Origin of the sequence: Pseudomonas triticicola (assembly GCF_019145375.1) — a bacterium.
Lineage (GTDB): Bacteria > Pseudomonadota > Gammaproteobacteria > Pseudomonadales > Pseudomonadaceae > Aquipseudomonas > Aquipseudomonas triticicola.
Map to the genome: position 1 here is coordinate 2,947,642 of NZ_JAHSTX010000001.1, position 19,514 is coordinate 2,967,155.

The window sequence follows — 19,514 nt, forward strand, 5'->3', positions numbered from 1 at the left end:
ACAAAGATTCCACTGGGCACCAAGCCGCGCCGAACCGATTGATAAACTCGGTCAATGTTATATGAGCCAGCTAGCATGCCACACGGACACTAAAGGTGAATACAGGATGTGGAAGTGGTGATGGAAGAATATTACCGGCGCAAACCCATCTGCTGTAGACGAGAAGCTTGACTGTCAGCTTTTCAGACCTTACATTTGGTAACCACGGCGCTCTTCGCTCAAGTTAAGACTTTCTTCCGGACGGCGAAATGTCTGGCTTAACAGATTGCGGGCGATGCTCTTCCTTTTTTCGTAAGAACAATTCCTGCATAAGCATTAGGCATTGTTTACGGCTTCGCTCAAGATCAGCTTCAAGGCGTGCATTCTGAGCCTTACTCCTTTCGAGAGATTCTTTCAGTCGTTTAACTCTTTCAGAAGATGCGCAATTAGAAGCTTTTTGCTTACTCTGAGCAAGTTCTATGTCTTTAATTAAGTTAACAAATACTGCACGACCAGCCTTGATAGCACTCGCATCTTTACCAGCCTCTAACGCAACATTTTTGCGAGTAATCTCGCTGCCTTTCCCGATTCTTATGGGCCGTCCATCAATTAAACGTTGTAGAGCTAGAAAATATTCGTTCACTTATCGTTCTCAATTTCAAGTATAGACACCAGGAACTTTTGCAAATCTTCCAGTTGGCCTTTCTCTGTTCTGAACTCAACTGAGTCAGCAGGAAGTGAAAGAACCAACTCCTCTTGCGCATCAATCACTGGGATTAATTTGCTTTTTTTAATTACCCCTTGTGAGCACTCGGTGCATACCACGACTGAGCCATGCGCTTTCTCTTTGCACGCTGACGTAGTCGTGCAACCACCTAGTATGGTTTCAGAGTAAGCCATCAACCCATTTTTTACCGCATATGCAGTTTCCTCGTAGACAAGTCGTATGTTACCCCCCAGAGCAGGCTTAATGTTTTTTTCAATATATTTACCTCTTGGCCCGTAAAGCTTTTCAGTAGAAAATAAAACGTCTTGAACATACAAACAAGCGTCCATCGATAAGCTTACATCATCATATATCAAACGGATATGATCCGGCTCTCCACCAAACTCCACACGCGCACTTCCCGCCTCCCCATAAGCAATAGATGTTGACATTTTGAAATGATGAAACTGTCTTTTAAGCGCAGGAAACCCGGCTAATCCAGAAGCTGTACCATAAATTCCGAATGATCGTCGAAATTGGTGTGTCGTAAGGTTCCATGGTTCCCCAACAATTAACTTCGGATGAGCATCGGTTTCACCAAGCGGCAGCAAATACTTTAAATCAAGATAATCTGCCTCCTCAAATACTACAGGCAACAGATATTTATCTACGTTACATGGGATCAAACTCTTGGACACTTGAGGAAAAGGGCCTCCAGGAGCCTTACTTGAAAGAGGCGAAAACGTTGTAGAAATAAACAACAAAGCATCCACGGACGTTTTAGACCCATATGTTTTATAGATGATTCTCGACAAAATTCTAGCAGCCTTTACAGCTTTAACACCAAGATTCGATGTCACCCAAGTTACGGGTGTAGAGACATCCTTTTTCTTTGCAGGAAGGCCTGTTATGGTACGAATTTCCAAATCGCGAATATATATTCTCCCAAGGCACCCATACCGGAGTTCCAAGGCTTCAGAATGACGAGCAGCAGAAAAGATTTGGATTAAACATTTTGCCGAATATTGCACTAATGTCAGGAAAAGAGAGAACCCCGAGATTTGGTTAATTTTAAATAGCTGCTGAATCTTCTCAAGATTGTTGTCTAACACGGCCTCATCAAATGTCAAATCTAACGCACCATTCGCACCAGCTAATATTTCTTGTCTTTCCTTGCAGCGCGCATAAAACTTGCTCGCTCCCACACGACAAGCAAACCTTGATATATCTCTGCAATTATGAAGAAATAAATCCAAGATCTCCTCAAATTGGAAAGTTTTAATGCTCAAAATTCGGGGTGGTATTGCCAATGTCTGAGCTTTCTCAAAATTTGTCACAAGATCACGGATAAATGGGATCAACTCATATGGAAGATCCAGCTTCAGCTCCTCATGCATCCGAATCAAAAGCCCACTTAAATTTTGAGCCGAGGCTCCTGGTGCGGTTTTTGCGAAGCTAATGAGATGGTGGGGCGTAGTTAACATCGTGTGAAATGGGATGTCGTTGTCCGCACAATAACCTCCCATCTTTTTAACTAACTTATAATAAGATTTCACAGTGCCAAATCTGATCGATTCACCCTTGTGCTTTCCCTCCACTATAATTTTTAGCACATCCCTTGCTAGTTTAGTGCTATCAACATAAAAACGATCCCTCGCTTGAAACAATCTGCCTACATGTAAATTTACATTTTCGCTGAGTCTTGTTCTAAGGTGCTCCATGCGCCAGATATCATCGTCTTTGAAGGACAGCGGGGCACCCTCTTCGTTATATGAAACCACGTCTCCATCTTCCCTCTCGGGAGAAAATACAACCTGCATATCAAAATCTCATACTAGGTCAAGTTTAGATAGTAGATGAAGCTTACTCTGCCAGTAGGAATCAAGCGCTTGAAACTCATCGATTTCGCATTCAACTTTCCGAACAAGAGCATTAATTTCTGGCGAAATGTTTTTGATCGCCTCTAAAAAATCATCTAGTCGCTGAAGTGTTAATCCTCCAGTACTCTCGAAAGCGTTTCCAGACCTAGACAGGGGCATGATTTTATTTAGAAAGTACTTCATACTCACCAGCTTTCGAATATCGGCTTCAATCGCATGCGTGAGGAAATTCTCACAAAACAAGCACCCTAAAAAGTTCCTACAGTCAGGAGCAATAGTATTAATCACTTTTATGAGCTGTGGACTACCGGGTTCTCCACATACACCCGCTGGCGTTAGCACAGCATTAGATCTGCCTTCGAGCGTAAGCCCTTGATCATAAGCTTTTATGAAACGTGAAATTTCCAGAATGGACTCTTCACACGCCTGCTCCATGTAATTTGAAATAGCAGTCGTCTCGGTATGTTGAAGAGCGTCGACAGCAATCTTAAAACTAGCAAGCTTACTCACATTATCAAATTTATACTTTCGCCACTGACGAAACGAAATAGATTTAATCTTAGGATAAAAGTATGAGCGAACTTTTCTATAGTATTCTAAAATGGAATTATCAATTAAAGGTTCACCAATGCACAATCCGTTGGAATCCATCGCAACGAATAAGTATTTATAATTACTCCCATTGCAGATTTCTTTTCTCAACTTTATAAAACGCTTGAACTCTTTAAGATGAACCACAGTGATATTGAACGTAACCACCTTATTGCCCGCCCTAGCTTTCAAACCTCGAAAGCCGACTTCAATTCTTTCACCTATAAAATCCTCATCAGCCCACTCTGCTTGGAATTCAAGATCGCGTAAAATGGACTCATTCATTCCAGTATTTGCGATAAACATAGTTAAATATGCGAACTGAGCCAAATTCATAAGACGGCGACGGGATATGCATTGAAGATCCGCATTGCACTCTTCAATAAGATCAATGGCTTCTTGGTAATGACAACGAAGAGCATACTTTTTCTTAGATACATCAACAGAACCGAGTGGATACTTTTCCATCATCTCATCGACTCTGTTGACTCTTCCAACTTTATAATTCCAAAGAATATTTCTCTCCAGCGTCGGCTTGCCAGTACGTAATAATTCGTCGGTAGCACAAAACTGTCTTATTGGAAAAAGCCAGACCTCTTCTTTGGGCAATTTTAAGCTCATGGGATATTGCCCAGGTTTTTTTATGAGATCATACAATCCCGAGAAAATCATGAATGCTAGGGTCAACGACTCCTCAACCAACGCCTCCTCTGGAGAAATGGTCGCAGACTTTTTAGCTTTCGCGATGTCTCCTTGTAGTTTTTCAACCGGATATTTTCTATAGTTGAGACCACTACAAAATGCATCCATTATGTTTGAGGCGGAACTTAGTCTGGAGTCGATACTTTCGTAATGCGACCCATCGGGATGACGTAATCCGTGCACATAAGTACGAAATTTCGCATAAGTCTCGTTCAGGAATTCTGGTGACTTGAAGGCGTTACTCTCCAACTCATCGAATTTTTCTACCATACTAATGAGCTCTCGACACTCTCTGACGAATGTTTTCTCGCTGAGACCAGAAAGATACCGCTCAGTATTGTTCTTTAGCCAATATGAAATCGCTAATCCGCGTTCGACCTCGAAGGTCGTATCATCCACCTCACGTTGAGCCTTACCGGATTTTTTTTCGCGTTTGGAGTAGGTCAATGCTCCCAAATCGAGCGCCTTCTTATCTGCGATCATCACTGTTTGGGATATAGAGCAACTATTTAAAAGTGTATAAACATTATCTACACAAAAATCCTTTAATGTTAGACATACCACTTCACGCCCCATTAGCAGACCCTACTCTTTTCCATACATGATTGACTCAACATGCTTTTCATATGTTACTTGGGCGTCATACGCTGCGCCGGCGTCTTCATAATGTTTAAAATAGTTCATAGTTGTCTCCAACCTACTGTGACACATTCGTCTTTTTACGTAGTTCAGTGCAGATGACAGGGTTCGCTCACCATCATTAACCTGCTCCATTAATTCATTCAAGAGCCCCATACCAAATGTGGCACGTAAATCATGAAAGGAGAAATCGATTGTTTTCCCTTCAGCCTCTAAAATTTTAGATTTCAGACCCATAAGATACGTCCTTACCGATCCGCCATTAATCGCCTCAGGGGTGGTAGCATAGTTAGGATCTAACCTAGATATATAATAGGGCTTCGCAGATGTCGTTAGAAACACGTAACTTTGTTTGTTACTCTCATAGCCGCTTCTAGACAGTCGATCTAAATATCTTTTAGATCGCACATAGACACCTAGCCTTTTATGAAGCCACAAGGGAATAAAGATCGTTATTGATTTGTTTTTTTTAGTATCGATTAGGGAACCGCCTCCGCACTTAGTAGGAATTAATCGTGTGCTTTCGTACTCTCTTACGCATATATCACCTACTCTCATCGTCAAAATTGTTTGAATTCGTGCGCCACTAGTCAATGCGATAGCAAAAATCAGCATCATCTCTACATTGCCGTTATTGGCAAGTGCGCGCAACACAGACTCAACCTCATGCGGAAGTAAAGGACGAAGTTTTCCCCCATCATTAATTGTGCCTAGGTCAACAGAACCCGCATGCTTGATTCGCAAATCATCTGTGATAATTTCTTTCCAAACCGTGTTCCCCCCGTCATCTAAATAACTTACATGGCGGATTTGGTCGATCCAGGTCGGAAATTGCGGGCGAAAGTCTGGATCATTTTTTTTCATCCATTTATAAAACCCTCGCATTGATGATAGTTGCCTCTTCTCCACATCAGCGCTCGACTTACGCTTTGTTTTCTCTTTCAGGAGAGCTGAATAGGCATAAGTAGGCCGCCTGAATAGATTGAGAGGAAAGTCCAGGTAATCAAGATCATGCTCTTCTAAGGTTTTCCTGAAATGAACAAGATCTCGTGCGATCGAATCGATAGACTCGGGTACGATTGGATTATAATCCAACGCGCGCGACAACAGATAGAGAGATCCGTGCATCCAGATCGAACCATCGGGATTCAAAATAACTGTAAGCTTAGGCAAGTTACTAACATACACACCAGACATAGGAACGAATATATCTTCGCACTCAGAAGCCTCGGTTCTGCCCGAATATTTCTCCAACCATATATCAATCGGGATAGTCTCTGAAAGTGTGACAGATGTAAGCACCGTCTTTCTAAATTTAGCAGGTGAGCTCAACTACCTATACCTTTGTTAAATGACTCGACTAATATTTCGATATTTATTGCGAGGATCTAAATCGACAGCAAGACAGAAGAGCAAGCAGAATCGATTGATCGAATGATATTGTAGAGGTCTCAGTATCTGAGATTTTAAGTACAGCCTGCCAAATAGACTTGCATCTGTAACTTAAGCAAAGTCAAATGACTCACTAAATACCGTCGGATTATAATATTACCCTCTCCGTTTCTTTCCGAGCTAGTCACTAGCTGAGCAAACACTATCGCGCAGCGTTTAGATTTGCAAGCAACATTTCTGTCGTGCACAAATCGCTACACCGCAGCAACTAACATAGTATATATATTGACACGATTGCATTAAGACGGGGGCATAGTGATGTTAACTTCTAAACTCATCAAATACAATAACGCGACCATTTGATTTTTTAGCACAATTCATAACCACTTAAGGCCTAACTTGGATTCACTGAACGACAACACGAAGTGCCGCTGATCAATGAGCTCACCGACTCTGCTTTGATAGCCTCCGTTCATGCTTATCGGAAAAGTTTCGATGTGTTAACAACCTCCCGTCTTCAGCGGACGATGCTTGCCGAGGCGATAATGCACGGTCAGGGAGTACTGGTCTGCAGAGGCTGCGTGTACTGGTACAAGGGGCGATGGGACGCCATGGTGGGTGGTGACAGACGAGGGTGGCAAGCCGGCAGCGATGGAGGAACCACCTTGTGGCAAGAAAAAGAACCTATGTAAGAACCACGGTCGGATAGTGGTGCCTCCCTACATCAAAGAAAACGTAGAGCGTGTTCAAAGTCACACCAAGAACTCTGCCCACGACGGGAAGGCAGCACCTCGGCATCCTGACCTGTACGTAACCCTCCCTATTGAGATGCTGGACAGTGATCTCATGATCGGACTATTTGGTGAGCTCCAATATGAGTAATGCGCCGAGTAGTCGGACATAGGCAAACAGCGCATCCTAAAAAAATAGCGCTTCAAGGCTTTTATCAAATGGCCAAGTGCTATCGTACCAATCTCGACCTGCCGTCTCGCTGGGAGCATGACGTCGGCCAGTGGCAGTGCAGCACGCACAGATATGTTCCGCATGTCGACGCTCGCTGAACGCCGGAGCCCTCAACTCGCTATGCATTCAGCATTACGGCGAATACGTTTTTCACAACATGCAAGGAGTGCAAGATGCAATACGTGGCTTGTTTACGAGTTGGTCAGAACGACGTTAAGGCTTTGATAAATCTGGAAGACTTCAGGCGGGACGTGGTGACGCCCTTGCTGGACATGCGGGGTGACGAGGACAGACACCTACAAACATTCCTGGCGAACTGGACTGAGCATCCTTTTTTTCTGGACGTTTCAAGAGTAGCGAAGGACGTTGCTGAGGCCTTCATTACTACGAATGACCTGCATAATCCTCATGGTGCGTTTGAGAACAAACGTCGATTCTTCTCAGATGTGGCAGGCATCAACCAGAACGTTATACCAGTGGTTTCCTGGGTAGATGATGACCCCCAACGAGCAGTCATCCAAAGTGCACTCGCTCTTCAACGCGATTTCCCACATATAGCTATCAGGGTTACCTGTCCGGAAAACCCTACTGCGACTTCGTGGAGCAGATTACTATCAATCCTGGATGCTCTTGAAAGCCCAGACACCGCGACGGTGATTTTGGATTTCGGCGCCACAGCCCCGGCCAATACTGCCTCAGGTTCGGATTTCAATGTATCGCTGCGTCAACTTAATACCTATCAGATACCGAATCTGGTGCTGATGAGCACCTCCTTCCCTATCGATAAGCCGGCCTCAAACACTTCACGTTCCTCCGCCTGTTACGACGTTGCGTGGCAAGCAAGGGTCGATACCAGCGGTATAGCGTCGGATATTGTCTATGGGGATTACGCCGCCACTAATCCAACCGCCTCGATGGAATACATACGAGGCATGCCTGTGCTTCCTTTCGCCTGCTATTACACACCAACAGAATGGTGGCAACGACGCAAAGGTTCGGACAAGGAATTTGTGCGGTACGTTGAAATCGCCCAAGAAATCAGAGGGCTGCCGGGTTACCACGGTGACGATTTTTGCTGGGCTACTCGTGAGTACAGCAGAATTGTCACCACATCTACCGGCTACGGGAACAACGGAACATGGAATGGATACAGGATCAATCAGCATATCTGCGCCATGATCCAGTCCATCGTAGATACTGACGGCTTCGATGACCTCGATGCCGATGACTTGCTCTAACGGTAACGTTTTTTCAGGCTGACCAATACATGTGACCTGATCACATTCATGGGAAGGGCGTCGCTGAGCTGGCGGCGCACTTCTTTTATGAGGTCGCGACTTTTCGTTGGCACCCCATGCTGGTTTGCGAGTGCATCCAACTCACTACGCCATAAAAACCCCGTAAGGTGAAATTTATCCTGGAGCTTGTTCGGCTTCGCCTTTCGAATCATCGCCATGCCGGAATAGTCATCGACGACGAGTACGCCAACATGCGGCAGACATGACTCAAGAGCCTTCACCAAGTGCTTTGAATGGCAGCATAGCCAGACCTCGTCAAAGCATGCCATATAGGCCTGCTGCTGGCCTTCCCAGCGTGCCAAGGTGTCAGCATGAGATTTGATTTCGAAAGCGGTTAGCTTTCCATTGGCATGAACGAGGTCGGCGCGTCTGGCCTTATCGATGAAGCACAGTTCCTCGATGAAGACGTCACTCTCTTCATGGCACATCGCTTTCGCGACCCACTGCTTGAGGATTGGGCGGATTTCGGTTGGATTCAACATGCGCGGATTATAGACAGACAATTGAGGCTTCTCACGCTAAAAAGCGCCCAGTCGTCGATCACCACGGGGCCCGCACCAGCGTGATATCTGTCCGGCACGGGTGAAGACGATGACGCAAAGCCAAGCCTGCACTAGGTCATTCCTGGCTTGACCACCTTCCCCTTGGCCGACCTCAGCACCTTTCTCTTGTGAGGGATTTTGGAAGAGCAGCTTCCAGAAAGTGCAGCGATAGTCGCCTAAGTCTCTGCAGCGCTGCCCTGGCTGGGCAAACGTGACTCGGTTATGCCGCTGCAATCACCATCGTTGCGGAAGGAACTTCGTCTTGACTACGATGGGTTTTCGCTTGGCTCAGGCCGCGATGTAACCTTTACCTGTTTTCAAATGAACGAAGCTTCGCCAGCGCGCGGCTGATTGGAGGATTTTCCACGTCTGCCGGAACAAAGATATCGTCGTCAGGCTTGATCGCCGAAATCTCCTGGTCATTTTCATCGATCTCCCAGGCATACATGACAACGACGCCAGAAGTTATCAAATGACTAACGAGCTTGCCCTTAGCATTCACTGTAGCGACATGACACTTCTTACGTACTTCATAATCCTTCAAAAATCTGTCAATATTTTCAGAGGAACTTGGCGTCATAGTATGTAGCCTAGACAGTCCCGCTTGGACTCTCGAAGACCCATCTTCAGATCGATCAAGATCACTTGTAACCGCCACGCGATAATGCGCAAGATTCTGACTGTCAATGCCCCGTATCAATGCGATGCGCAAAGTATTGTTGGCATCTTTGTCTCCGATAGTTTTTGCGATATTCTCAAATATCTTATGTCCGACAGCGGCATTCTCGAAGCCGAATATCAGCACTGGAATTTCGCCTTCGCATGTCTGAAAGCCTAAACCCCTCCAGCCGGCTTGACTCCACAAGCTTTCTTGGATGATAGAAACAACTTTAAGCTCTCTATGCTTCATTGTCGAAAACTGAAACGGATGTTTTGGACGCTCCTCAGGCTCATCAGATTTAGAGGGCCAGTCCATAGGTTCTACATTGTGGTGCTCATGCCAAGTTACGCGCCGAGTTGGCTTGTAAAATTCTAAGGCATCATCCTGATGAGACTCGATGCTTGGGACAGCATTACGCCCCATAAAATAGCTGTCCAATCCAATATTACAATTGAAGACAACTGATCGCTCCAAGGCCTTGTCTTCCCGAAGCATCTCTTCGATTTTCGACCAGCTTATTTGAGGGCAAATAATGGACACAAAGTGAAGGCAGAATTCACTGTAAAATTGCCTGATCACATCTCGTTGTTCATCGGTCAAACTAGCAATACTGAACGGTGAACAGAGGATCTCAGCAGAGGTCACCTGCGCAGCGGTGTCGAAGCTGTGCTGCAGTATGAAGCCATCCTCATCTTCCAATAAGATATCAATATTCACGGCGGGCACTGTAGCCGTTGCATGATCTGCCATCATCGGTGCGCAGAAGCTCTCCAGCACAGCCAGCAATTGCTGCGCTAACTCAATGCACGGAGACTTTACCGGGAAGGACACAGACACCTTACAACCCAGAATACAGGAGCTTATGGTTGTCCAGCGATCCAGATAAAGGTCGAGCGGGGCCACCGGAGCGCCCATATCAATACTGCGCCACATATTCATAAGGTGAAAATCAATTGGCTCACCCTCAGGCCCCGCTTTATCTTCATGGCCTAAGCATACCAATAGCGCATCTGCACTGAGCCCTAGATCCAACTGATTCAGCTTGTCCGGCAGCCAGGCTATTCTTTCAACGTCTGAAAAATCAGCATTGAGAAATAGCTGACCAATCAGAACCTCATAATTCATTTTCTGATTTTCTGTCCACAGCTTTTCATCCATCGTTTGAGAGACAAGTTGAGCTAAGTGGTACCAAGTCAAAGACTGACTCACACGACCTAGTTGACCTTCGATCCACATGAGTCGTTGGTAAATAGCAGCTTGCTTAGAACTGCTTCGCTGTTCCTTCAGTGCGTCAGAGGTGATCACATAAGCTGCCATCAGCGCTGCTCCGCGCGCAGCCCACAGCAGGCCCTGCTTATCGTATGCATGGGACAACATATAAAGGGCAGCGAAGACTTCCGCCTTGCTTTCACTGCTATACAGCCCAGACAGGGATAACCCGAAGCACTTGATCGCCCTGTAGTAATCCTGTTTATCGCTGCTCAGCGCTCCTCGTCTCAGGTACTTATCTGCCTTTATTCGGCTATTTTCCCGTTCACCCGCATCATCAATGAGCTTATCCATGAGATCTTCGTAGGCCTTGAGATCTCCAAAGGCCACGTCGAGTTCTTCGAGCAAGTTGACGAGACGAGCCATAGGGTAGCCAATCAGCTTATGAGCACTATCAGCGATTTCGCTCAAAGAACGGAAGGTGTTAGTGGCTTGCTCCTCATTTTCGGCAACAAGCAGATCCAGAAGCGCCAGAGAGGTCTTGGCTTGTAATGCGCTGCTTATCATGTCCGAGTTGTCGGCTATCGAGTTCAGCTTCTCTCGAATGGTGGCCTCGATGGAGCCGATATCAAGGGTACACTTACCGTCTCGATGAGTGGTGATAACCAGATTGAACAACGTTACGACTTTCTCCCACACCTCAACATTGTCGGTCTCTCGGGCCACGCCGAGCGCTTTCTCAAAGGTTTCCTCAAAGAGAGCGGCATTTTCCAGCCACCAGTACGCGGCCCAGGTTAGCTGGTAAAGGGCGTCGAAATGCTGTCTCTGGGTACCAAACTTTTTCGCTGCCCGCACAGCAATATTGAACTGGTGCTCCACAGCAACGGCATCATGTTCCAGCTCTTTGTAAATGATGGCCCGCTTGGTGTAGAGGTCGACCTGGGAGAGCGTCAGATGGCCGGGATCTTCAATCTGTTCGATCTGGCGTTCGATCTCTGTTAGCTGAATTTTCTTGTCAGCGTCGAATGGGCCGATCTGAATTTTGCTTTCAATGCTGCCTGTAAGACCTAGGTGATCGATGACGAGTTGCTGATTCTTAGGCTGCAGTGTTTTATCAAGCAGCCAAGTTCGATCAAGGATTGTGACCGTGACGCCATGCTTTTCCGAAAGGTCATCCTGAAGCTGCGCCCTCAGGCTGTTCTTGATGAATCGACTGGAGACACAAAAGATGCGTGAGTACCCACGCCCGGTGGACATGATGCTCTCAACATCCTTTCTGCATTTTGCCCTCCAATCTTTCTGGGTGCTGACACCGAATGCCCATCGCTCGGACTCCGGGGCCTCGTTTAATCCCCAGAAAAAGGCGATTTGGCTGGCTACAGGATACGTCTCGGTATCGGTTTTACCGTCCCCACCCGCAGTAGGGCCGGTCTGGGCAACTAGGTTGGGGCAAATTTCTCGCTCACAAAGCTTCCGTACGAATATCTCGAACTCAAGCTCTTGGCTTCGATTGTTTAGGGTCTCGAAGTGATACTCCAAAATGGAGCGATCGATAGTCGACTCCTGTAGCTTTAAAGAGTCCGAGAACTGCTCCGGACGTCTCGCTCGCAGAAAGTCTTGCGGCTTGGGAGCAGTTATCTTGGTAACCGATTGTTCCTTATCCATCGTCCACTCCTGAAATGACCACTGGCACTGCCCGGCTACGATCAACGCTCTAGCCCTAGGTTAATGCAGGGGTCGACGTCATCGTGATGGTGTGCGGTACACGATGCATGGGAACGTCTGCCCACACTGGGTGAGCGGACGGTCGTATACACCAGCCCCTATTACCGAGGCTGATGCTTACTCGAATTTATAGTGCTGGCCTCTCGGCCTGCCAAAAATTGCAGCTGAAGTTATTCAAGCCCCCACCGTAGGGACTAGGTCTCACCGCGAACACCTCAGGCACAGCATCACCGTCACCACCATCGCGGAAGAACCTCCTCATAGAGCAAAGGGCCTGAGCCTTCAAGCACTCCCATTCTCGGTACCGACTGGCTTCGAGATCCCTCGCTATTTGCGCCGCGCTGGGTTTGCGCTTGGGCAGCGGCAAGGTATAACTGGGCTGAGGGGAGAAATCGTAGACGAACGTCAGTTGCCCGTACTTCCAGTCCGCAGACGGAGACGCTCGCCAGCGGAACGCCACGGGCACCGATAACCGCTTGCTGAGATGGAAAGGCGGCCTGATCTGGTCTTCGATGAAGAACAACTCCCCCTCAAGGCGCTCAGTTTCGAGCCGGCTCTTCATCTGCTGTACCGCATGAACGAGGTCACTGCCGGCGTGCAGCGCATCTTGCCGAGTCCGTTCGCGCTTGGCATGGGCCTTGGCCTTGCTGTACTCAGCGATCGCTTGTTGAAACGCATGAAGTTCGGTACCCACATAGGGGCCACAGTCACTGAGCCCAAGCCCACGAATCGGCCCTACGCGCTCTTCATCCAAGCATTTGCGTACTGCTGCCCGAAGCACCGTCTCGTCGACGCCGCTGATTGCAGCTTGCTGATCACTGCGCAAGTTGATGTACGTCATACCCAAACTATCCCTGTGTAATGAAGTTCTAGCTACCGCCTCATATCGCCCCGAAACCATTGGCAGAATGCCACCATATAGCATGACTGCATGTCCAGGCGAGGACTCTCTTGAAGGGCCGCCAGTAGCAGCCGCGCTGTGGAAATAAATCATTTGCAATCCTTTACCCTCCGCGAGGTCTGCCGCGCACTGAAAGACACGCGCTTGGCGACGCATCCTGCGAAGTCATTTCTTGGACGAGAGCTGCCACGGCCTTTTATTTTCCTACGACCGTGTCTACTCAGCCTCCCGCGCCAGCTTCTCGACTCATTGGTTGATAAGATATAGATGTTTGACGCAAACATTCCCGCCAGCACGGCTTCAAGGGCCATTGAGTAGAACTCCGAACTAATATGCCCGGCGGTGCTCCCCCATCTTTTGGCTTAACCTGCTGCGTGTCGACGACACACAAGCCACCACAGCCAGAAACACCTTACTTCGATACCAAGCCACGAAAACCGTGAGCTTTTTGCTGTCTTTCCGCTTGAATCTCGCTGGGAGCTCTCTAGCTGCTGCGCCCATCATTCCTAGTAAGTACGGAACTAGCATCCAAATGATGATGTTGTAAAACTGTGCTAGTACATATTGGATGTCCTCTTCTAAAACAAACACCTCGGGATTTCTGCTGACAGTAGAAATTAGAGCAGCTGCCATAATTATAAAATCGTACAACGCCTATTACTCCTGCAGTCATTCTGTTTAGGTGATGCCTGACATTAGAGTCAAATTCGATCAAGGGTTTAACCGAGCGCCCTCTGAATGATGGAGGGCCAGAGCTGTTGCTCCGAATCCGATCGGCCGTTACTATATCTTCAGCTAAGATACCTTCTACGACACCATTGTCCTTCCGCTCATCTTATTCTCACAATCCAGAGTCGCTGATGATCGCAAAAGGCCCACTATCAAACTGTCGTATTTCGCCACTACCGAGCGGCAATGGCAATCAAGGGCAATGAAGGTGCGGGTCAAACTCCAGAGGAACCGCTGCAAGTCCTCGAATTGGATGAAGGCGACGCGTTGTAACTGATCCAAGGCTTTTTCGGCAACACGCGCCGCCTTGTCCCAGCGCCCCCAAAAAAAAGCTCGAATCGAATAGACGAGCTTTAACAAGCTTGGAATAGCGAGCCGCATCGTGGCGCGGAGGAGAAATAAGGTGCTGATTAGATAAGCCGCCCGCCCTGCAGGATGCCCGCGAAGACCATCTTGACAGTTTACAATTAAAGAATTAGTAATAGCGCTTCAATATCACTGCCCGACTGAAAGCCCATGGACTACGATACCGAGCTAGAACTTATATTCCACAGACTTGATGGACTTTCGTTTCAAAGATTTTTTAATGAACTTATGACATATGGCGTGCATGGATTCTGTCCCGTCCGACAAAAAATGGACGGCGGAAATGACGGATTTGTGAAGGAGACAGGCACTTTTTATCAAGTTTATGCCCCAGAATCTGTAAATAGCACCAGCACAAACATTGCCATATCAAAATTAGTTGATGATTTCGACAAGCTGGCTGAAAACTGGCACTACATAACCAAACTTGAAGAATACATATTCGTAATTAACGAGAAATTCAAGGGAGCCGACAAGAGATTAATAGAACGCGTACTAAAACTAGAAACTGATAGAAAGATTAAAACTAAAATATTTACCGCAACACATCTCCAAAATATTTTTTATACATTACCACTTGAAAAGCAGGGCCGGTTAATTTCCAAGCACTCTATCAGCAGGGCCAACAAATCAGCTATAAAAATCGCCGCCGATATTATTTCCATGCGACTTCCAATAGATCGCTGGAAAGAAATTGACGAGCAGGTTCCGTTTTTCGCGCTAAAAGTTTTAGACCTTGACCTTCTATCCAATATTAGATCATCACTATTCGCCATAAACTTCAGTGAAGATGAAATGAATGTAAGCAAGGAATTGATTGAAGGGATTAACTCTTTCGTCAACTTATTTTACTCAAAGATTAGCACTGAGAAAAACGGCGAGCGAACCTGGGACAACTCGTGGAAAAACACCTGGCCCAACCCAAATGCACGCTTCCATGACGAAGAACTTCGTAAATGGCAGGAAAGCATTTCTGATGCCTCTTACAAACTTTGCGCAACACTAAACAAATTTGCAAATCATGTCAGACAGAACCATTTTCCGGACTTTTTAGATCACAGCAATTATACCATCATAAGACTGACCGACGCACTGACCGACGAATACACCGAATTTCAACCTTAGACCAAGAACTCGTGGATGCCTACTCCTTACATCCATTACAATCGGTGCCGCCAGCCGGACATCCACGATCACTTCATCAATAGGTAAATAATTCAATATAGGTCATTATTACACGATCGGATCTTAGCTATAAATCAGGGAGTTGATTTTATTTCAGCGTCCAGCCCTAGTCATTAACTTCATGGTCGTCAACTATATTAGCTCGACAACTTTGATATCTCCACATAAGTTATCGCAGATTTCTCTATAATTAGCCAGGATATGGTTATCACGTGAGGTCGCGGTGGGATGCCCAAAACCCTTGTGATCTCCAGCAGAAAAAAATGCCACTGCCCCGTCTCGCGCTTTGAATATTCCAAATGCGCTTTCATCATCGCCATGATGGGGAACGACCACGGCATCAAACTCCTCGTTGACCAAGGCCTTCACATCACTATTAGCGTCCGTCCTAAACCGATCGTAAACGTAATCTCCAGCAATCAAAGCTTTCTTTCCTTTATTTTCAAATGTGGAGATTAGACAGTGACCATTGTCGTCATTTCTACTTGGCTTACTGCGGTAGACCTCTATCCGGCTACCAGCCGAAAGCGAAAAAGTTAACCTATTAACTTCTTTGATATCCATTCTGATCGATGGATCCTTAAACGCTAACGATTTCGCCCCTTCGGGAACAAAGATATGTCTGATTTTTTTTCGAAGGTTTGCATCCCAAGCTAGGATTCGCCAATGGTCTTGGTCTGCATGCGAGAGGACGATATCTATAAATGCAACACCTTCAATCACTTTAGCGAGATCATTGTCAATCTTATTCTTTTGATATAGCCCTCGAGTGACCGGCGTACCAGCTCCCACATCTAACAAAATGGCTTCATTACCATTCGAAACGATTGAACACATTCCTTGTCCGACATGGAAAGCTGACAAAGTCCAATTACTCTCATTATTATTGAACATGACACCTTCGGGCCTTTCACCCACTACCAAGAGCTTATTTTCTACTAGAGGCGCCGGCGCCAGAGAAAGCTTTTCGATTGCCGCACTACATGATAAAAGCTCAAAAAATCGAGGCTCATCATCGCCAAAAGTTGGGTATGCATAGCCGTGTCTGTGAGGAGCGTTCCAATCGACTTCCAGCCTATACCATTTACTCCGCTCCTCAACATCCTCATCCAAAATGTCAATTTTATCGCGAACACTCTTAGCGGGCACCCGGCCATTACCGTACGCTAAACGATAAAACTCCCAATAACTTACTTCTATTGAAATGACTTGCACACCAAGTTCGCTTTCCACAGAAGACTGGCTGAACTGATACTCCGGTACGGCAAGCAATCTGACGCAACGGCCATTTTTCTGATAGTCCTTAAACGCCCGAAAGGAATCGACTTGGCAGAAAAACACGGAGCTTTCAAAATAAAACATTGACATTCCCTTGATTAAGAATTGCTTGCCCACTTCCTCTTTAACTCACGTGACAGGCAAAAACAGACGGTGCGATTCGGATTCCTGATGGGGCTTTGCAGGAACTGGAGTTTAATGTTGGCGAGCTCATTACTGATAGCGGAGGTTGTCGGCAACACGCGCTGCATTGTCCTATCGTAACGCCATAAATTGCGAATCGAATACCCGTGCTGCGCGATTTTGCCAAACATGATGAAGACTTTGGCCATTTGAAGCAGACCTATGAGCTCTGGACGAATGCAACCATCAGTGCAGCCTCTAAAGTACTGATCGACGCAGAAAACGCTAGACAACTCGTTTACTTAATTGGCTACCGGGAAGGCGAAGCGCCTCCTGAGCGTGATCAAAGAATCCGGGGGCAGATCGCTGCTTAAAACTTACCAGCGGCACTTTTCCAACCACCCACTCGCCGTCGCGGCCAGGCAAAAAAACAGCCTCAAAACTGGCGACACCGAGACTGACTAAAAGGATCAATGGATGGCTTCCGCGCTTCATGCTGGCACTGTAGAATCATCCGCGAAGGGGTGGGTATTTCCTCTCGTGCGAACGAGGGCGGTTCTGATAATTAACAGCTTCGGCTGTTGGGTTTCGGCCCACTGATCCCTCTGGGATGTTCAACGGTACTCAAATCCCCCCGCCCCTTCACCAATTCTAGGGAGAAATGTGCGTGAAAAAGGATAGCGTCTGGTTCACTTACAAGGCACGTATTCAGGCTCATAAGCGCCTGGAGTGGCTGGACTTTCACTCGCAGCTCTTGTTGGTATGGTACGCGATCCTCAGCACGGCGTTGGGGGTGCTGACTATCAGACACAGCACCATCCTTGGCCCAGATACCGATGTCATGGCGACGATCCTTTCGGTTGCGCTGCTCGGCATTTCGCTTGCGGTTGCGAACCGCGACTTTCGGGGCCGCGCAATGCTGATGCGCACCAACTATCTTGCGCTGCAGAAGCTCCATCGGGGACTGCCCGAAGGCTCGCCCACCTCCCCACCCCCTCCACCAACGCCCGAACAGATCAGCAGATATGACGAACTGCTGGCTGAATCGGAAAATCATCGGGAAATCGATGATCGAATCGCGCGTGTTTTTGCGACCGGGGCCACCACTCGCCCCCTCACAGGCTTTGAGTATTTTTCTGCCGCGCTCTGGCTGACCATGCGATTTCTGATCACGACGCTTCTTTACGCTCTTCCCGTGTTGGCAGGCCTCTATGCTTACTGGAACCGGCCATGAGCGCGGCGAAAAGCTTCAAAAAAATCTTTACCCAAAAGCGTTTACAAGAAATCTACACCGACAGGATCAAAAACTCCGGGGCCATTGGCCTCGACCGAGTGCGCCCGGCTAACCTCGATAAGCACTTGACCGCTGAGCTTGATCACATCGTCGAGAAGGTTCACCGGGGGGAGTATCGTTTCACGGCCTACAAGGAAAAATTGATTCTAAAAGGCGCATCGTCACCACCTCGGCAATTATCAATTCCCACCGCCAGGGACAGAATCGTCCTGCGCGCGTTGTGCAACTGCCTATCAGACGTTTTCCCCACGGCCAAACTCACACTTCCCCAGACTGTCATCGACTCCCTGAAAACTGCGCTGAATTCCGGTGCCTATGCCGAATACGCCAAGATCGATCTTAAGAGCTTTTACCCGTCCATTCCTCACGAACTGGTAACCGCAGCAACACAGAAGAAAATCCGGAAACCCGAGTTCAGACAGTTGATCACCGACGCGCTCACAACCCCCACGGTTTCAGACTCCAAGGGGAGTAAAGGAGCCGAGCGTCCTACAGTGGGCGTACCGCAAGGGCTCGCAATTTCAAATGTGCTTGCCGAGATTGCGTTACAGAGCATTGATAGTCTTTTCGACGCTCGGACGGGAATTTGGTACAAACGTTACGTTGACGACATTCTGATCTTAGGGTCGGCAGGCGTGGCCCGCTCGACTGCCCAAGAGCTCATCGCAGAATTGAAGGCTTTGAAGCTCAATCCGCATGACTTTGAACCAGGATCAAAGTCCAAGGTGGAGAGCTTGACCGACCCCTTTAGCTTTCTTGGGTATCAGATCGAAGGCGGTGAAGTGCTTGTTCGTCACGAGAGCATTCTCAGATTCGAGTCTTCGATCGCCAAAATCTTCACGGCATACCGGCACAAGCTGGCGACAGCCCGACGTCCTGCTGACAAAGAGCGCGCCCTCGCCTACTGTCAGTGGAAATTGAACCTCAGGATCACCGGCTGCATATTCAAAGGTAAGCGCCTGGGCTGGGCTGCCTACTTCTGCCAGATCACCACGACTTCCCAATTGCGTGCCATCAATCACACGGTGAGAAAGCTCACAAACCGCTTTTGCCCCAGCGGTGAGATCCATCCAAAGTCTCTGATCAAGACCTTCTACGAGCTGCAGAGGGGCATGAAAGCCAACAACGGCTACATCCCGAACCTCGATGCGCTCAAGGTCAGCCAGAAGCGCGAGATGCTTGCCATGTGGCTTGGCGATGTCGCGCTAACGTTGAGCGACGCGGAAGTAGAGCGCCGCTTTGAAATCAAAGCCAGCAAGGCTGTGCGGGAGTTGGAAGAGGATATCGCTCAAACCTCCTGACCACCCAATGCAATCATCCATCTCATGAGCACTTAGGCAAACGTTGCTGA

13 protein-coding genes are annotated in these 19,514 nt (G+C 47.5%); 5 read left to right on the forward strand and 8 right to left on the reverse strand.

Annotated elements, in window-relative coordinates; all coding sequences use genetic code 11:
* Positions 1-223: 223 nt before the first annotated feature.
* Genes KVG85_RS13060 through KVG85_RS13075 form a run of 4 tightly spaced genes read right to left on the reverse strand, consistent with a single transcriptional unit; the run spans position 224 to position 5,829 of the window.
* Positions 224-622 (reverse strand): hypothetical protein, encoded by a 399-nt coding sequence (locus KVG85_RS13060; RefSeq protein WP_217864048.1) that lies wholly within the window; start codon positions 620-622, stop codon positions 224-226.
* A complete protein-coding gene (locus KVG85_RS13065; protein WP_217864049.1) occupies positions 619-2,505 on the reverse strand; it encodes a hypothetical protein in 1,887 nt (628 codons plus the stop codon). Before KVG85_RS13065 ends, KVG85_RS13060 begins: the two co-directional genes overlap by 4 nt.
* 9 nt (positions 2,506-2,514) lie before the next feature.
* Entirely contained in the window at positions 2,515-4,434 is a 1,920-nt protein-coding gene (locus tag KVG85_RS13070; RefSeq protein ID WP_217864050.1) for a hypothetical protein, read from the reverse strand.
* Positions 4,435-4,443: 9 nt separating this feature from the next.
* Positions 4,444-5,829, reverse strand: a complete 1,386-nt coding sequence (locus tag KVG85_RS13075) for a tyrosine-type recombinase/integrase (protein WP_217864051.1) — start codon at positions 5,827-5,829, stop codon at positions 4,444-4,446.
* A gap of 1,196 nt (positions 5,830-7,025) precedes the next feature.
* On the opposite strand from KVG85_RS13075, the gene KVG85_RS13080 reads away from it, so the two are divergent.
* Positions 7,026-8,090 (forward strand): beta family protein, encoded by a 1,065-nt coding sequence (locus KVG85_RS13080; RefSeq protein WP_217864052.1) that lies wholly within the window; start codon positions 7,026-7,028, stop codon positions 8,088-8,090.
* Here the strand turns inward: KVG85_RS13080 and KVG85_RS13085 are convergent.
* The 3 genes from KVG85_RS13085 to KVG85_RS13095 form a co-directional block, all read right to left on the reverse strand.
* A complete protein-coding gene (locus KVG85_RS13085; protein WP_217864053.1) occupies positions 8,087-8,653 on the reverse strand; it encodes a sce7726 family protein in 567 nt (188 codons plus the stop codon). The two genes, KVG85_RS13080 and KVG85_RS13085, sit on opposite strands and share 4 nt — an antisense overlap.
* Before the next feature lie 346 nt (positions 8,654-8,999).
* Positions 9,000-12,227, reverse strand: a complete 3,228-nt coding sequence (locus tag KVG85_RS13090; protein ID WP_217864054.1) for a hypothetical protein — start codon at positions 12,225-12,227, stop codon at positions 9,000-9,002.
* 187 nt (positions 12,228-12,414) lie between these two features.
* On the reverse strand, positions 12,415-13,128 hold the full coding sequence (locus tag KVG85_RS13095; protein ID WP_217864055.1) for a hypothetical protein: 714 nt from the start codon (positions 13,126-13,128) through the stop codon (positions 12,415-12,417).
* Between the two features lie 1,305 nt (positions 13,129-14,433).
* Here KVG85_RS13095 and KVG85_RS13100 point away from each other — a divergent pair.
* Entirely contained in the window at positions 14,434-15,408 is a 975-nt protein-coding gene (locus tag KVG85_RS13100; protein ID WP_217864056.1) for a hypothetical protein, read from the forward strand.
* A 192-nt stretch (positions 15,409-15,600) separates the two neighbouring features.
* On the opposite strand, the gene KVG85_RS13105 is transcribed toward KVG85_RS13100, so the two are convergent.
* On the reverse strand, positions 15,601-16,830 hold the full coding sequence (locus KVG85_RS13105) for a ComEC/Rec2 family competence protein (protein ID WP_217864057.1): 1,230 nt from the start codon (positions 16,828-16,830) through the stop codon (positions 15,601-15,603).
* A 206-nt stretch (positions 16,831-17,036) separates the two neighbouring features.
* On the opposite strand from KVG85_RS13105, the gene KVG85_RS13110 reads away from it, so the two are divergent.
* From KVG85_RS13110 to KVG85_RS13120, 3 genes are all read left to right on the forward strand, one after another.
* Positions 17,037-17,243, forward strand: coding sequence for a hypothetical protein (locus tag KVG85_RS13110; protein ID WP_217864058.1), 207 nt, complete (start codon positions 17,037-17,039; stop codon positions 17,241-17,243).
* Between the two features lie 293 nt (positions 17,244-17,536).
* Positions 17,537-18,103 carry an SLATT domain-containing protein gene (locus KVG85_RS13115; protein WP_217864059.1) on the forward strand — a complete coding sequence of 189 codons (567 nt, stop codon included), beginning with the start codon at positions 17,537-17,539 and terminating at the stop codon, positions 18,101-18,103.
* The gene (locus KVG85_RS13120) at positions 18,100-19,464 is read left to right on the forward strand and encodes a reverse transcriptase domain-containing protein (RefSeq protein ID WP_217864060.1); all 1,365 of its coding nucleotides are present in this window, start codon (positions 18,100-18,102) and stop codon (positions 19,462-19,464) included. The genes KVG85_RS13115 and KVG85_RS13120 overlap by 4 nt, the downstream gene beginning before the upstream one ends.
* Positions 19,465-19,514 lie beyond the last annotated feature (50 nt).

Bases quoted from the DNA above. Each gene is read 5' to 3' on its own strand.
- KVG85_RS13090 (WP_217864054.1), bottom strand. From the start codon at position 12,227: ATGGATAAGGAACAATCGGTTACCAAGATAACTGCTCCCAAGCCGCAA.
- KVG85_RS13105 (WP_217864057.1), bottom strand. From the start codon at position 16,830: ATGTTTTATTTTGAAAGCTCCGTGTTTTTCTGCCAAGTCGATTCCTTT.
- KVG85_RS13120 (WP_217864060.1), top strand. From the start codon at position 18,100: ATGAGCGCGGCGAAAAGCTTCAAAAAAATCTTTACCCAAAAGCGTTTA.
- KVG85_RS13070 (WP_217864050.1), bottom strand. From the start codon at position 4,434: ATGGGGCGTGAAGTGGTATGTCTAACATTAAAGGATTTTTGTGTAGAT.
- KVG85_RS13100 (WP_217864056.1), top strand. From the start codon at position 14,434: ATGGACTACGATACCGAGCTAGAACTTATATTCCACAGACTTGATGGA.
- KVG85_RS13065 (WP_217864049.1), bottom strand. From the start codon at position 2,505: ATGCAGGTTGTATTTTCTCCCGAGAGGGAAGATGGAGACGTGGTTTCA.
- KVG85_RS13080 (WP_217864052.1), top strand. From the start codon at position 7,026: ATGCAATACGTGGCTTGTTTACGAGTTGGTCAGAACGACGTTAAGGCT.
- KVG85_RS13095 (WP_217864055.1), bottom strand. From the start codon at position 13,128: ATGACGTACATCAACTTGCGCAGTGATCAGCAAGCTGCAATCAGCGGC.